The sequence below is a fragment of the Methylobacterium sp. 37f genome, from assembly GCF_023093475.1.
In the GTDB taxonomy this organism is placed as follows: Bacteria; Pseudomonadota; Alphaproteobacteria; order Rhizobiales; family Beijerinckiaceae; genus Methylobacterium.
In genome coordinates this window covers 57800-72043 of the sequence record NZ_JAGHKN010000003.1, presented here as the reverse complement: position 1 = coordinate 72043, position 14244 = coordinate 57800, and the positions used below count along the sequence as shown (strand labels likewise).

12 protein-coding genes are annotated in these 14244 nt (G+C 70.7%); 8 read left to right on the top strand and 4 right to left on the bottom strand.

The window, feature by feature from the left end; all coding sequences use genetic code 11:
- Positions 1 to 141: 141 nt before the first annotated feature.
- From J7U37_RS02950 to ggt, 7 genes are all read left to right on the top strand, one after another.
- Complete coding sequence (locus J7U37_RS02950; protein ID WP_247634772.1) at positions 142 to 1761, top strand: gamma-glutamyltransferase family protein; 1620 nt, start codon at positions 142 to 144, stop codon at positions 1759 to 1761.
- 391 nt (positions 1762 to 2152) lie between these two features.
- Positions 2153 to 3658 (top strand): ABC transporter substrate-binding protein, encoded by a 1506-nt coding sequence (locus J7U37_RS02945; protein WP_247634771.1) that lies wholly within the window; start codon positions 2153 to 2155, stop codon positions 3656 to 3658.
- A gap of 16 nt (positions 3659 to 3674) precedes the next feature.
- Positions 3675 to 4619: an ABC transporter permease gene (locus tag J7U37_RS02940; RefSeq protein ID WP_056484755.1), complete on the top strand. Its 945-nt coding sequence runs from the start codon at positions 3675 to 3677 to the stop codon at positions 4617 to 4619.
- Between the two features lie 331 nt (positions 4620 to 4950).
- Complete coding sequence (locus J7U37_RS02935) at positions 4951 to 5859, top strand: ABC transporter permease (protein ID WP_056182138.1); 909 nt, start codon at positions 4951 to 4953, stop codon at positions 5857 to 5859.
- A gap of 2 nt (positions 5860 to 5861) precedes the next feature.
- Entirely contained in the window at positions 5862 to 6905 is a 1044-nt protein-coding gene (locus J7U37_RS02930; protein ID WP_247634770.1) for an ABC transporter ATP-binding protein, read from the top strand.
- On the top strand, positions 6902 to 7831 hold the full coding sequence (locus J7U37_RS02925; protein WP_247634769.1) for an ATP-binding cassette domain-containing protein: 930 nt from the start codon (positions 6902 to 6904) through the stop codon (positions 7829 to 7831). The genes J7U37_RS02930 and J7U37_RS02925 overlap by 4 nt, the downstream gene beginning before the upstream one ends.
- 20 nt (positions 7832 to 7851) lie before the next feature.
- On the top strand, positions 7852 to 9429 hold the full coding sequence (gene ggt, locus J7U37_RS02920) for a gamma-glutamyltransferase (RefSeq protein ID WP_247634768.1): 1578 nt from the start codon (positions 7852 to 7854) through the stop codon (positions 9427 to 9429).
- 16 nt (positions 9430 to 9445) lie between these two features.
- Here the strand turns inward: ggt and J7U37_RS02915 are convergent, their stop codons facing one another.
- From J7U37_RS02915 to J7U37_RS02900, 4 genes are all read right to left on the bottom strand, one after another.
- Positions 9446 to 10384, bottom strand: coding sequence for a pirin family protein (locus J7U37_RS02915; protein ID WP_056182149.1), 939 nt, complete (start codon positions 10382 to 10384; stop codon positions 9446 to 9448).
- Between the two features lie 154 nt (positions 10385 to 10538).
- Positions 10539 to 11162 (bottom strand): response regulator, encoded by a 624-nt coding sequence (locus J7U37_RS02910; protein ID WP_056484747.1) that lies wholly within the window; start codon positions 11160 to 11162, stop codon positions 10539 to 10541.
- Between the two features lie 86 nt (positions 11163 to 11248).
- Positions 11249 to 11671, bottom strand: a complete 423-nt coding sequence (locus J7U37_RS02905; protein ID WP_200935878.1) for a response regulator — start codon at positions 11669 to 11671, stop codon at positions 11249 to 11251.
- Positions 11668 to 13170: an ATP-binding protein gene (locus tag J7U37_RS02900; protein WP_247634767.1), complete on the bottom strand. Its 1503-nt coding sequence runs from the start codon at positions 13168 to 13170 to the stop codon at positions 11668 to 11670. Before J7U37_RS02900 ends, J7U37_RS02905 begins: the two co-directional genes overlap by 4 nt.
- Before the next feature lie 104 nt (positions 13171 to 13274).
- On the opposite strand from J7U37_RS02900, the gene J7U37_RS02895 reads away from it, so the two are divergent.
- Complete coding sequence (locus tag J7U37_RS02895; RefSeq protein WP_056484743.1) at positions 13275 to 14171, top strand: AraC family transcriptional regulator; 897 nt, start codon at positions 13275 to 13277, stop codon at positions 14169 to 14171.
- Positions 14172 to 14244: the final 73 nt, after the last annotated feature.

Genomic DNA, 14244 nt, shown 5'->3' with positions numbered 1-14244 from the left:
ACCAACCGGGGCGGCTCCCTCACCTTGCTGCTCCGTCCCGTCGCCCATTCTTCGACTTGCACGCCGATTTGGCGACTTGGCGGCCCCGGCGTTTGTCTCCACACTCAGCGGACACCCTCCGATGCGCGAGACCCCGACCCGATGACGCCGTTCGACTGGACCACCGGCTATCCCACCGTGCGGATGCCGATCTTCGGCCGCAACATGGTTTCGACCTCGCACGCGCTGGCGGCCCAGGCCGGCATCCGCATGCTGTGGCAGGGCGGCAACGCCGTCGATGCCGCCATCGCCACGGCGGCGGCCAAGACCATCACCGAGCCGTGCAGCAACGGTCTCGGCTCGGATGCCTTCTGCATCCTGTGGGACGGCAAGGCGCTGCACGGACTCAACGCCTCGGGCGGGGCGCCCGCCGCCTGGACCGCCGACTACTTCACCCGGAAATACGGGGCGGCCGAGCGGCCGCCGATGCGGGGCTGGGATTCCGTCACGGTGCCGGGCGCCGTCGCCGCCTGGGTCGCCTTGAGCGAGCGCTTCGGAAAGCTGCCCTTCGGGGACCTGCTCCAGCCCGCCATCGAGATCGCCGAGCGCGGCTATCTGGCCCCGGTGGTGGTGCAGCAGAAATGGGCGGCCGCCGCGAAGGTCGCCGATCTCGTGAGCCAGCCCGGCTTCGCCGAGACCTTCCTGCCCCACGGCCGCGCACCGCATGTGGGCGAGCGCGTCACTCTGCCGGGCATCGCCCGGACGCTGCGGGCCGTCGCCGAGACGAAGGGGCGCGCCTTCTACGAGGGCGAGATCGCCGAGGCCATGGCGCGCCACGCCGCGGCTCATGGCGGCGCCATGACGGTGGCGGATCTCGCTGCCTTCCGGCCCGAATGGGTGACGCCGACGGCCAAGGACTATCACGGCTACACCCTGCACGAGATCCCGCCGAACGGGCAGGGCATCGCCGCCCAGATCGCCCTCGGCATTCTCGAATCCTTCGACCTCGCCGGCCTCGCGGTGGACGGACCCGAGGCGCAGCACCTCCAGATCGAGGCGATGAAGCTCGCTTTCGCCGATACCTACCGCTACGTCGCCGACGCGCGCACCATGGAGGTGACCCCGGAGGCGATGCTCGACCCCGCCTATCTGGCGTCGCGCGCCAAGCTGATCGATCCGCGCCGGGCCCAGGATTTCGGCGCCGGCAATCCGGTCCGTGGTGGCACCATCTACCTCACCGCGGCCGATGAATCCGGCATGATGGTGAGCTTCATCCAGTCGAACTTCATGGGCTTCGGCTCCGGCGTGGTGGTGCCCGAATGGGGCCTGTCGCTGCAGAACCGCGGCTACGGCTTCGTGCTCGACCCGCGCAGCCCGAACGGGGTGGCGCCCGGCAAGCGCCCCTTCCACACCATCATCCCGGGCTTCCTCACGAAAGCCGGCGCCCCGGTGATGAGCTTCGGCGTGATGGGCGGCAACATGCAGCCTCAGGGCCACCTGCAGACCCTGGTGCGGATGATCGACCACCACCAGAACCCGCAGGCCGCCTGCGACGCGCCGCGCTGGCGCTTCAACGCCGGCCTGGAGATCAACGCGGAATCGACCATGCCGGCCGCGACCCTGCAGGGCCTGCAGGCGCGCGGCCACCGGGTCGACGTGATCCAGGACAGCTACCAGGATTTCGGCGCCGGCCAGTTCATCTGGCGCATGGGCGACCCCGGCACCGAGGGCTATGTCGGCGCCAGCGATCCCCGCCGCGACGGACAGGTGGCGGTGTGGTGAAACGTGAAGAACGCTTGAGTTTCCGGCAAGCCCCGGAATGTCATCACCCGGAATGTCATCCTGGGGCCGCGAAGCGGAGCCCAGGATCCAAATCCATCGGGATCGCGAGGTTGGGCGCTGTCCGGCGGCTCTGGATTCCGGGCTCGCCTCCGACGACTCGGAATGACGGTGCGTCACAGCTACGAATAGCCTTGGCTGCTTCAGGCAGGCGACCCTGATTGCTTGCGCCTCCCACATCCGAACGCCGCCTCCCGGCGTCCCAGCCGTTGCCAAGCGCTCCCCTGGCACGGATAATGTATGCACTTTCGAACGTCTTCCCGGCTCGCGCCGATCGGCCCTCCCGTGCGGCGGCTCTGCGATCCGGACCGATCCCTGTTCTGAAGGAAGCTTGATGCTGCGTTTGTTCGCTGCCGGTCTCGTTGCGGGCATTGCCACGCTGTCTCCTGGTCTTGTCGGGACGTCGCAGGCCCAAACCCTGCGCTTCGGCCTGATGGAGGACCCGGACGCCCTCGACCCGACGCTGGCCCGCACCTTCGCCGGCCGCATGGTCTTCGCGGCGTTGTGCGACAAGCTCGTGGATATCGGCCCCGACCTGAAGCCGGTGCCGCAGCTCGCCACCGGCTGGAGCCTGTCGGACGACCAGAAGACCCTCACCATGACCCTGCGGCCGGGGGTGCTGTTCCATGACGGCGAGAAGCTCGACGCGGCCGCGGCGAAGTACAGCCTCGAGCGGCACATGAAGCTGGCCGGCTCGCAGCGGCGCGGCGAGATCGCGCCGATCGACCGGGTCGAGGTCGTGGACGACCTGACCTTCAAGATCTTCCTCAAGACGCCGTTCGCGCCCCTGATGGCGCAGTTCACCGACCGGGCCGGCATGATGGTCTCGCCCAAGGCCGCCGAACGCCTGGGCGACAAGTTCTCGACGGCGCCGGTCTGCGCCGGGCCGTTCAAGTTCGTCGAGCGGGTGCCGCAGGACCGGATCGTGGTCGAGCGCTTTGCCGATTACTGGAACAAGGACCAGATCCACCTGCAGCGCATCGAGTTCCGGCCGATTCCCGACGGCACCGTGCGGCTGACCAACCTTCGCGCCGGCCAACTCGACCTGCTGGAGCGCCTGACGCCCACCGACCTGCCGCAGGTGAGCCGCGACCCGAAGCTCAAGGTCGGCTCGACCATCGAGCTCGGCTTCCAGTCCATCGTGTTCAACCCGAACAGGGCCGGCTCGACCATCGCCGACCCGCGCGTGCGCGCCGCCTTCGACCTCGCCATCGACCGCAACGCCCTCAACCAGGTGGTATTCAGCGGCGAGTTCCTGCCCGGCAACCAGTGGGTTTCGCCCAAGCACCCGGCCTACGTTCCGGCCTATCCGATCCCCAAGCGGGATGTGGCCAAGGCGAAAGCCCTGCTGGCGGAGGCCGGCGTGCCGAAGCCAAGCGTGACCCTGACGGTCTACGCCAACAACGAGGCGCCCCAGGTGGGCCAGGTCATCCAGGCGATGACCCGCGAGGCCGGCTTCGACGTGAAGCTCCAGGCCACCGATTTCACCACGGCGCTGGACGCCGCCGACAAGGGCAATTTCGACGCCTACCTCTATTCGTGGAGCGGCCGGCCCGATCCGGACGGCAACACCTTCAGCTTCCTCGCCTGCAAGACGCCGCTGAACTACGCCCGCTACTGCAACCCGGAAGCGGACGCCGCCCTCGCCGCCGAGCGTGCCACGGTCGATCCCGGCCAGCGCGCCGAGGCCTGGAAGCACCTCGCCGACCGGGTGATGGCCGACCGGCCGCTGATCTACCTGTTCCACCGCAAGCTGTTCTGGGCCTACAGCACCAAGCTCACCGGCTTCACGCCCTATCCCGACGGCCTCGTGCGCTTCACCGGCCTCACGCTGAACTGAGGCGGGGGCCCGGCCGATGCTGCGCTTCCTCGTCCAGCGCCTGGCGCTCGCGATCCCCACCCTGGTGATCGCCTCGATGATCATCTTCACCCTGCAGCAATTGCTGCCGGGCGACACCGCGACGGCCCTGTCCGGTGAAGAGCGCGACCCCGAGGTCATCGCCTTCATCCGGCAGAAGTACCACCTCGATCAGCCCCTGCCGGTGCGCTACGCCCTCTGGGCCGGCGGCGTGCTGCAGGGTGATCTCGGCGAGTCGATCCGCCTGCAGAAGCCGGTGCTCGATCTCGTCGTGGAGAAGCTGCCGGTCACCCTCGAACTCGCCTGCCTCGCCATGCTGGTGGCGCTCGCGATCGGCGTGCCGATGGGCATCCTGTCGGCGGTGAAGCGGGGGCAGGCCGCCGACACCCTCGCCAACGGCATCGCCCTCTGGGGCCTGTCGGTGCCGAATTTCTGGCTCGGCATCCTGATGATCCTGCTGTTCTCGGTGCAGCTCGGCTGGCTTCCCGCCTCGGGCTACGTCTCGCCCTTCGAGAGCCTATCCGAGAACCTGCGCGCCATGGCGATGCCGGCCTTCGTGCTCGGCAACGCCATCGCGGCGGTGATGATGCGCCACACCCGCGCGGCGATGCTCGGCGTGCTGGGATCGGACTACGTCCGCACCGCCCGGGCCAAGGGCGTCTCGCCGCTGCGCCTGATCCTGCGCCACGCCCTGCCCAACGCGGCGATCCCGATCATCACCCTGGGCGCCCTCGAATTCGGGCAGCTCCTCTCCGGCGCGGTGCTCACCGAGCAGGTGTTCTCGGTGCCGGGCTTCGGCAAGCTGATGGTCGATGCGGTGTTCAACCGCGACTACGCCACCGTGCAGGGCGTCGTGATCTGCACCGCCACCACCTACGTCCTGCTCAACCTCGCGGCGGACCTTCTAGCCGCCTTCGTCAATCCGAAGCTGAGGCGCGCGTGAGCATGGCGGCTTTTCCAATGCATCGGCATGAACGACGAGCAAGCGCGGGCGCCTTCCTATCCTGGCAGGGTAGGCTCATCCATGCGGTGTCGTACGAGAAGCCCCCATGGAGCGCCGCGTCATCCCGGGGCCGCGGAGCGGAGCCCGGGATCCAGAAACGCAGGTGGTGCAGAATTTCACGCCGTCGGCGGCTCTGGATTGCACGCCGCTGGCGCGCCCCTTCGGGTCCGGGCTCGCTTGCGGCGCCGCGGAATGACAGCGTCGCGGCATCTGCGTTCGCGATGCCATCGCGGAAAGGGGGCCGGTGGAACCGCGTCCACAGGGAGGCCCCATGACCAAAGCCGCCCTCGCTCCCACCGGCGTCGCCCTGCCGGCATCCGCGCCGGTGCTCCGCGCCGAACCCGGCCCGGTCCGTGAATTCTGGGCGCGCCTCGCCGCGCGTCGCACCGCCATGGTGGGCCTCGTCATCGTGGTGGCGCTGATCCTGATGGCGATCTTCGCCGATTGGGTCGCGCCCTACGATCCCATCGCCACCGACTGGGGCGCGATCCGCTCGGCGCCGAGCTGGGCGCATCCGTTCGGCACCGACGAGGTCGGGCACGACGTGCTGTCGCGCATCGTCTTTGGGGCACGCGCCTCGCTCGGGGCGGGCCTGACCTCGGTGGCGCTCGCGGTGGCTCTGGGCCTGCCGTTCGGGTTGATCGCGGGCTATGCCGGCGGCGTGGTCGACATGCTGATCATGCGCCTGACCGACGCGCTCCTGGCGATCCCGTTCCTGATCCTCGCCATCGCGCTCGCGGCCTTCCTCGGCCCGAGCCTGACCAACGCCATGGTGGCGATCGGCCTGTCGGCGACCTCGACCTTCGTGCGCCTGACCCGGGCGCAGGTGCAGGCCGTGGCGGCGGAGGAGTTCGTGGAGGCGGCCCGTGCCGTCGGCAACCCGCCCTGGCGCATCGCGCTCCGCCACATCGTGCCCAACATCGTGCCGGCGATCCTGGTCCAGGCGACCCTGACCATCGCGGCGGCGATCATCGCCGAGGCCAGCCTGTCGTTCCTGGGCCTCGGCCAGCAGCCGCCCGAGCCGTCCTGGGGCTCGATGCTCAACGTCGCCAAGAACTTCCTCGAGCAGGCGCCCTGGATGGCGATCTGGCCCGGGGCCTCGATCTTCCTCGCGGTGCTGGCCTTCAACCTCCTGGGCGACGGCCTGCGCGATGCCCTCGACCCAAGGCAGAGGACCTGACGATGGCGCAGGCGATGGTTCAAGACAGCCCGAAGACCCTGCTGGACGTGCGTGACCTCGGCGTCGCCTTCGACAGCGAGGGCGGCGCGGTCCACGCGGTCAACGGCGTGTCCTACGCGCTCAAGGAGGGCGAGACCCTCGGCATCGTCGGCGAATCCGGGTCCGGCAAGAGCGTCCACGTGCTGGCCATGCTCGGGCTGATCCCGCGCCCGCCCGGCCGGATCACCGGCGGGCAGGTGCTGTTCGAGGGCCGCGACCTGCTCAGTCTTCCGGAGAAGGCCCTGCGAAAGATCCGGGGCGGCCAGATCGGCTTCGTGTTCCAGGACCCGATGAGTTCGCTCAACCCGGGCATGACCGTGGCGGCGCAGATCATCGAGCCCCTGCGCATCCATCTCGGGCTCGACGGGCGGGCGGCCCGCGCCCGCGCCCGGGACCTCCTCGACCTCGTGCGCATCCCGAATGCCGGCGCGCGCCTCGACCAGTACCCGCACGAATTCTCCGGCGGCCAGCGCCAGCGGGTGATGATCGCCATCGGTTTGTCGTGCCGCCCGAAGCTCCTCATCGCCGACGAGGCGACGACCGCCCTCGACGTCACCGTACAGGCCGAGATCATCGCCCTGGTGCAGGAGCTGAAGCGTGAGATCGGCATGGCGATCATCTGGATCACCCACGATCTCGGCGTGGTGGCGGGCATCGCCGACACCGTTCAGGTGATGTATGCCGGCCGCATCCTCGAGCGCGGCCCCGTGGACGACATGTTTCGCGATCCGCGCAGCGCCTATACGCTGGGACTCCTGCGCTCGCTGCCGGACCTCACGCGCGGCCGGGCCGGACGCCGGCGCCTGCACCAGATCGAGGGTGCGCCCCCCGACATGCGCCATCCGCCGGCGGGCGATCCCTTCGCGGCCCGCAACGCCTACGCCACCCCGCGCTGTCTGCACGAGGCGCCCCCGCTCGCCCAGGCGCCGGGGGCCGCGCCCGGCCACCTCGTCGCCGCCTGGTACGACCTGCCGGCGCTACTCGCCGCCGAGGGCTCCGCCCGATGACGCCCGAACCGGTCGATCGCTATCCGCTGCTCTCGGTGCGGAATCTCAGCAAGCATTACCCGCTCCGCAGCTGGTGGGGCGGCAAGGGCTCGGTGTTCCGGGCGGTGGAGAATGTCAGCTTCGACATCCGGCCCGGCGAGACCCTGGGGCTGGTCGGCGAATCCGGCTCGGGCAAATCCACCATCGGCCGCGCCGTCACCATGCTGAATCCGCCGAGCGCCGGCACCGTCGCCTTCGAGGGTACGGATCTGGCCAAGCTCTCCGCCGGCGAGATGCGCCGGATGCGCGCCCGCATCCAGATGGTGTTCCAGGACCCTTACGCCGCGCTCAACCCGCGCATGAGCATCGGCGACTACGTGGCCGAGCCGTTCAAGCTCCACCGTCCGGCCATGGCACGGGCCGAGCGCCGCGACGAGGTCGAGGGCCTGCTTGCCCGGGTCGGGCTCGATCCGCGCTTCGCCCGGCGCTACCCGCACCAGTTCTCCGGCGGGCAGCGCCAGCGCATCTGCATCGCCCGCGCTATCGCGCTGAAACCCAGCTTCATCGTCGCCGACGAGCCGATCGCCGCCCTCGACGTCTCGATCCAGGCCCAGGTCGTCAACCTGCTGCAGGACCTCCAGGACGAGCTCGGCATCTCGTACCTGTTCATCTCCCACGACCTGCGCATGGTGCGCTACCTGTGCCAGCGCGTCGCCGTGCTGTGGCACGGCCGCATCGTCGAGATGGCCGAGGCCGACGCCCTCTACGAGGACCCGCGCCACCCCTATACCCGGCGCCTGCTCAGCGCGGTGCCGGTGCCGAACCCGGTGGAGGAGCGCGCCCGCCTGCGCGCCGCCTCCCTCCTGCCGCCTGCCGACCCGAACGCCACGGGCGGCCTGGTCGAGGTCGTGCCCGGCCACTGGGTCGCCGACACCCGCTATTCCTGACCCTTCAAGGATCGATCGCCGTGAGAGACTTCTCGAAGCCGGGGCGCTCGCCCGTCTATGCCCAGGAGGCCGCGGTCGCGACCTCGCACCCGCTCGCTTCGCTGGCCGCCATCGAGATCCTGAAGGCCGGCGGCAACGCCGTCGACGCCGCCATAGCGGCGGTGGCGGTGCAGGGCGTGGTCGAGCCGGCCATGACGGGCATCGGCGGCGATTGCTTCGCGCTCTACGCCCCGAAGGGGACGGCCGTCCCGATCACGCTGAACGGCTCCGGCCGCAGCCCGGCCGCCGCGCACGATGCCTGGTACGTGGCGAACGAGGTCGCCATCACGGCGACCTCGCCGCACGCCGTCACCGTGCCGGGCGCTGTCGCGGCCTGGGCGCGGCTGCTCGCCGACCACGGCACCCGCAGCTTGAGCGAACTGTTGCAGCCGGCGATCCGCTACGCCGAGGAGGGCTACGCGGTCCAGCCGCGCGTCGCCTACGACTGGGCCCGCAACCGCGACAAGCTGCGGGCCGATCCCGGCTCGGCCGCCGCCTACCTGATCGACGGCGAGGCGCCGAAGGTCGGCACCACCATGCGCCACCCCAAGCTCGCCGCCACCCTGCGGCGCATCGCCGAGCACGGCGCGTCCGGCTTCTATGAGGGACCGGTGGCGGAGGACATGGTGGCGCGTCTGCGCGCCCTCGGCGGCCTGCACACGCTCGAGGATTTCGCTGGAGCCGCGCCCGAATACGTGACGCCGATCGCAACCCGCTACCGCGGCTACGACGTCTACGAATGTCCTCCGAGCGGCCAGGGGTTGGCCGCCCTGATGATGCTGAACGTGCTGTTGCAATACGACGTCGGCGCGCTGTCCGAGGTCGACCGGGTCCATCTCTTCGCCGAGGCCTGCAAGCAGGCCTACCACCACCGCGACGCGCTCTTCGCCGATCCCGTGGTCAACGCCGTGCCGGTGGAGCACCTGCTGTCCCAGGCCTGGCAGGCGCGGGCGCATGGCGCCATCGACATGACCCGGGCGCAGGAGCCGGTGCTGTGGCCGGAGATCCGGCACACCGACACGGTCTATCTCTGCGTGGTCGACCGCGACGGCAACGCGATCTCGCTGATCAATTCGATCTTCCAGGGCTTCGGCAGCGGCATCACCGCGCCGGAGAGCGGCGTGCTGCTGCACAATCGCGGCTTCTCGTTCCGGGTCGAGCCCGGACACCCCAACACCATCGCGCCGCGCAAGCGCCCGATGCACACCATCATCCCCGGCATGCTGATGCGCGACGGCGCCGTGGTGGCGCCCTTCGGCGTGATGGGCGGGCACTACCAGGCCATGGGTCATGTCGAGCTGCTCACCGGCATCATCGACCGGGGCCTCGACGTGCAGGAAGCCCTCGATGCGCCACGCAGCTTCGCCTATGGCGGCGGCATCGAGCTGGAGGGCGGCTTCGAGGACGGGCTCGCCGAGGCGCTGGCGGCCCGCGGTCACGTCACGGTGCCGGCCCCGGTCCCCATCGGCGGCGGCCAGATCATCTGGATCGACCCGCAGACGGGCATCCGCGCCGCCGGCTCCGACCCGCGCAAGGACGGCTGCGCCCTCGGCTACTGAGGCGCGGGAGGCCGGCTCACGGGTAGCGCACCGGGGCCGGCTGCTCGGGCAGGGGGATGAACTCGGACTCGCCCGGCACGGTGTCGAAGCGGGCCTGGCGCCAATCCTCCTTGGCCTGCTCGATCCGTTCGGGTCGCGAAGAGACGAAGTTCCACCAGAGGTGGCGCGGGCCGTCCATCGGCTCGCCGCCCAGCACCATGAAACGGGAGGCCTCCGTCGCCCGTACGCTGATCCGGTCGCCCGGCCGGAACACCAGGAGCTGGCCCGGGCCGAACCCGTCCCCGGCGATCGCGATGGCACCCGAGACCGTATAGATCGCGCGCTCGTCGTAGGTTGGGTCGAGGGGCAGCACCGCGCCGGCCTCCAGCATCACGTCGGCATAGACCATCGGGCTCGAGGTCCGCACCGGGGATTTCGCGCCGAAGGCCTCGCCGGCGATCAACCGGACGGTCTTGCCCTCGCCGCTGAGGATCGGCAGCGCTTCGGCCTCGTAATGCGCGAAGGCGGGCGCGGTCTCCTCGTCCCTGCCGCTCAGTGCCACCCAGCTCTGGAGGCCGAACAGGGTCGAGCCGGTCCGGCGCAGGTCCGCGCCGGTGCGCTCCGAATGGGTGATGCCGCGACCGGCCGTCATCCAGTTCAGCTCGCCCGGGCGGATCGGCAATTCGGTGCCGAGGCTGTCCCGATGCATGATCTCGCCCTCGAACAGGTAGGTCACCGTCGAGAGGCCGATATGCGGGTGGGGCCGCACGTCCATGCCCTGGCCGAGCAGGAACTCGGACGGACCCATCTGGTCGAAGAAGATGAACGGGCCGACCATCCGGCACTCGGTCGACGGCAGGGCGCGCCGCACCGCGAAGGAGCCGAGATCCCGCGAGCGCGGCACGATCAGGGTCTTGATCGCGTCGCAGGTGAAGCGGTCGCCCGGAATCGGATCGTCTGCACTGTGCCAGCTCATTCGACATCCTCCTGCGGGGCGATCCCCGCGTGGCGACGGATCATCGGCATGTGACGGCCGTCGCAAGGGCCACGATTGAAGAATACCGGCGTGGTTTGCTTCTGCGCCGCAAGCCGGACAGTCGCCTCAGCACGGCCGCCTCAGCACGGCCGCCTCAGCGCTGGCGCGTCGCTGCGAAGCCGATCTGATCGGCCATGCGCACGAGGTCCGCCAGCGAGCGGGCCTGCATCTTCTCCATCACCCGCCGCTTGTGGACCTTCGCGGTGATCTCGGTGATCCCCAGTTCGGCGGCGATCTGCTTGTTCATCAGGCCGCCGATGGCGCAACCCATCACCGCCTGCTCGCGCGGCGTGAGGGATGAGAAGCGCTCCGACAGCGCGTCCCGGGTCCGGCGCGCGTCGAGGGCGGCCGCGTCGGCCGCCAGCGCCCGCTGGACCGCGTCGAGCAGCACGTCGGCCATCACGGGCTTGGTCAGGAACTCGACGGCACCGCCGCGCATGGCCCGCACCGTCATCGGGATGGTGCCGTAGCCGGTCAGGAAGATGACCGGCACGGTGCTGCCCGCCGCGCGCAAAGCTTCCTGCACGCTCAGGCCGTTCTCGTCGGCGAGGCGCACATCGAGAAGGATGCAGGCGGGGCCGCTCCGGGCCGGAGCCGCCACGAGGGCGGCCGCATCGCCGTAGCCCACCGCGGCGAGACCGGCCGAGCGGCACAACCGGATGAGCGCGCCGCGCAACGCTGGATCATCGTCGACGATATGAACGGTTGCTTCGGTCATCTTGCATGAGAGCGCGAATACAGTCTCTCACGTACACAAGATACGGACCACCGTCGCGCGAAACCTGGGCGTTTGCAGCGGAACCGTCAGGACATCGGGGCGCCACCGAGGACGGAGCGGAGACAACCCTCGAACTGCTCGGCGTCGAACGGCTTGGCCAGATAGGCGAAGGCGCCGGAGGCGAGGGCGCGGGCCCGGTTGGCCTCGCTGGGATAGGCCGTCATGACGATGACCGGCAGCGCCGGATGGCGGGTGTGCAGGATGCGCAGGAGATCGAGGCCGCTGAGGCCCGGCATCTGCACGTCGGTGATCACCACCGCGATGGTCGATCCGTCCGCCTCGGGCGAGAAGGGGCCGGCACGGAGCAGCGGTTCGGCCCCGGCGAACGGGGCCGGCGCGTAGCCGAGTGCCCGCGTCAGGCGGGCCAGGGCCGCGCGGATGGCCGGATCGTCGTCGACGATGGCGACGATGGGCGTTTGGGCGGGGAATTCGCGGGCGATCTCGGTCACGCGGCGACCGGCAGACAGAAGTGGAAGGCGGCCCCGCCGCCCGGCCCGGCATCGACCCACAGGTCGCCGCCATGGGCGTCGACGAGGTTGCGGCAGATGGCGAGGCCCATGCCCATGCCGCCCGCCTTGGTCGAGTGGAACGGCTCGAAGATGCGGGCGCGCCGCTCGGGGGCGATGCCCGGGCCGGTATCGATCACGTCGACCGCCACCTGGCTGCCGGCGGCCCGGATCGTCACCGTGATGTCGCGCGGGCCGTCCGCCTCCGCCATCGCCTGCGCGGCGTTGAGGAGCAGGTTGACGAAGACCTGCTGCAGCCCGATCGCGTCGGCCGCGATCGACGGGATCTCGCCCTCGGCGGCGATGTGGACGGCGGCGCGGTGCAGCCGCAATTCGCCCTCCACCAGCAGGTTGGCCTCGCGGGCCACCCGCAGGAGGTCGACCGGCGCGGAGGCGCGGGGGGCATTGCCGAGATACGAGCGGGTCCGGGCGATCACGTCGCGGGCGCGGCTCGCCTCGGCGACCACGTCGTCGAGCGCCGCCGTGGCCTCGGCCAGATCGGGCTGCGGGCGCCGGAGCCAGCGCAGGCCCGCCTGGGCGTTGGCCAGGATGGCGGCCAGCGGGGAATTGACCTCGTGGGCAATCGAGGCGCTGAGCGCCCCGACGGTGGTGATGCGCGAGGCCCGCGCCAGTTCGGTGTCGGCGACGGCGAAGCGCTGCTGCGCCTGCTTGAAGCCCGTCACGTCGAGGGCCGTGACCAGGATGTCGGCGAAACCGGCCCGGTCCCGCGGCAGCATGGCGGTGAACAGCATGTCGGCCCCGCGGCCGTCGGCCCGCACCACATGCGCCTCCGACCGGAAGAAGCGGTCGCCCCGGCCGAACGCCACCAACCACTGCACGAAGGTCTGGTCGGTGTCGGGCAGGAGCCGGTCGAGGGGGCCGAGATAGGCGTCCTTGCCGGCGGCGCCGGTCTCCTCCACGGTGAACCGGTTCACGTCCCGGATGATCACCCGCGCCCGCAGGGCACGCAGCGCCTCGGGCCGCGCGGCGAAATGGGATTCGAGATCGACCACGCCGGCCCGGCGCAACGCCGCCACGGCGTCGCCGACGGCGCTCCAATCCTCGCGCCACATCGAGATGCCGGCCCGCTCGAAGATGGCCTCGAGGCTGGCTGCGCTGGCGGCCCGCGCCTGCGCCAGCCGCGCCGCCAGGATCGTGGCTCCAACGATCGCGAGCGCCGCGACAGCGCCGGTGAGGCGCGCGTCGGCATCGTCCCGGTTCGCACCCGCCACATAGGCCAGGGCGGCGGGCACCAGCACCAGCGGGACCGCGCGGCCGAAGGCCCGGAGCCACGCCCCGGCCCGGGAGTCCGGCTCGGCCAGCATCCAGGCGGGCAGGCGGTCATCGTCGATGCCCTGGGCGTCGGAATCGCGGCCGACGGCGCGCTCCACCCGCGCCGATGGCGTGGCCCGGCTCGGCCACCGCGAAAATACCTGCCGCATCCGCATCATCCACCTGGGCTCGCCAGGGTAGCGGGGCCCTGCCCACGGGTCTCCGATACACCTGTATAATGGCGCGATCGACGCATGGATTGCACGGTGCGCGCATGGATCTCCACCGGCATGGCGCCCACAAGTTTCCCAAGGCCGGGCTGCTCGCCTCCTCCCGCGGACGGCACTGGCAGGGCGTCGCGGCGGAGCTGCGCTCCCACCCGGCCGGCGACCTGCCGGCGATCGTCCCGACCCAGATGGAGATCACCCTGGCGACGCGGCGCAACCCGGGTGCCCGGGTCACCCGCAAGGGGGCCGGCCTCCGGCAGCGCACCGCCGTGGAGGCCGGCACGATCTGGCTCTGCCCGGTCGGCGTCGGCGAGGACGACATCAACATCTCGGCGCCCCTGACGGAGATCCTGCACATCTACCTGCCGGCGGAGCGCTTCAGCGCCCTGGCGAGCCTCTACGGCGATGCCCGCATCCGGGCCGACACGGTGCGCTACCTCGCCGATGTGCCCGACCCGCTGATCCGGCAGATCGGGTTGTCGATCCTCGGCGAGCTGATGCAGGAAACCTCGGCCGGCCGCATGATGGTCGAGGCTGCGGCCCTCGCCCTCACGGCGCGGGTGGCCCAGGCCTACGGGCACGACCGGCCGGACGGAGCCGACCCCCTGTGCGGCGACCACGACTGCCCCGAGCGCATCCAGCGGGCGATCGCCTTCATCCGCGACAACCTCGACCGCGACCTGACCGTGACCGAACTCGCCGCCGCCGCCTGCCTCAGCCCGTTCCACTTCGCCCGCCTGTTCAAGCGGGTCACCGGCCAGACCCCCTACGGCTTCGTCAGTGCCGAGCGCCTGGAACGGGCGCGCCGGCTGCTGGCCGAGCGCAAGCTGCCGCTGGTGGACGTGGCGCTGTCGTCCGGGTTCTCGAGCCAGGCCGCGTTCGGCACCGCCTTCAAGCGGGTGACGGGCTGCACGCCGGGGGAGTACCGCCAGCGCGCCCCCTGATCCGGCCCGGTAAAGAGCAGGATCGCGCAACGGCCGAGCAATGTGGCGAAAGACCGTGCGGGTCGGCGACGCC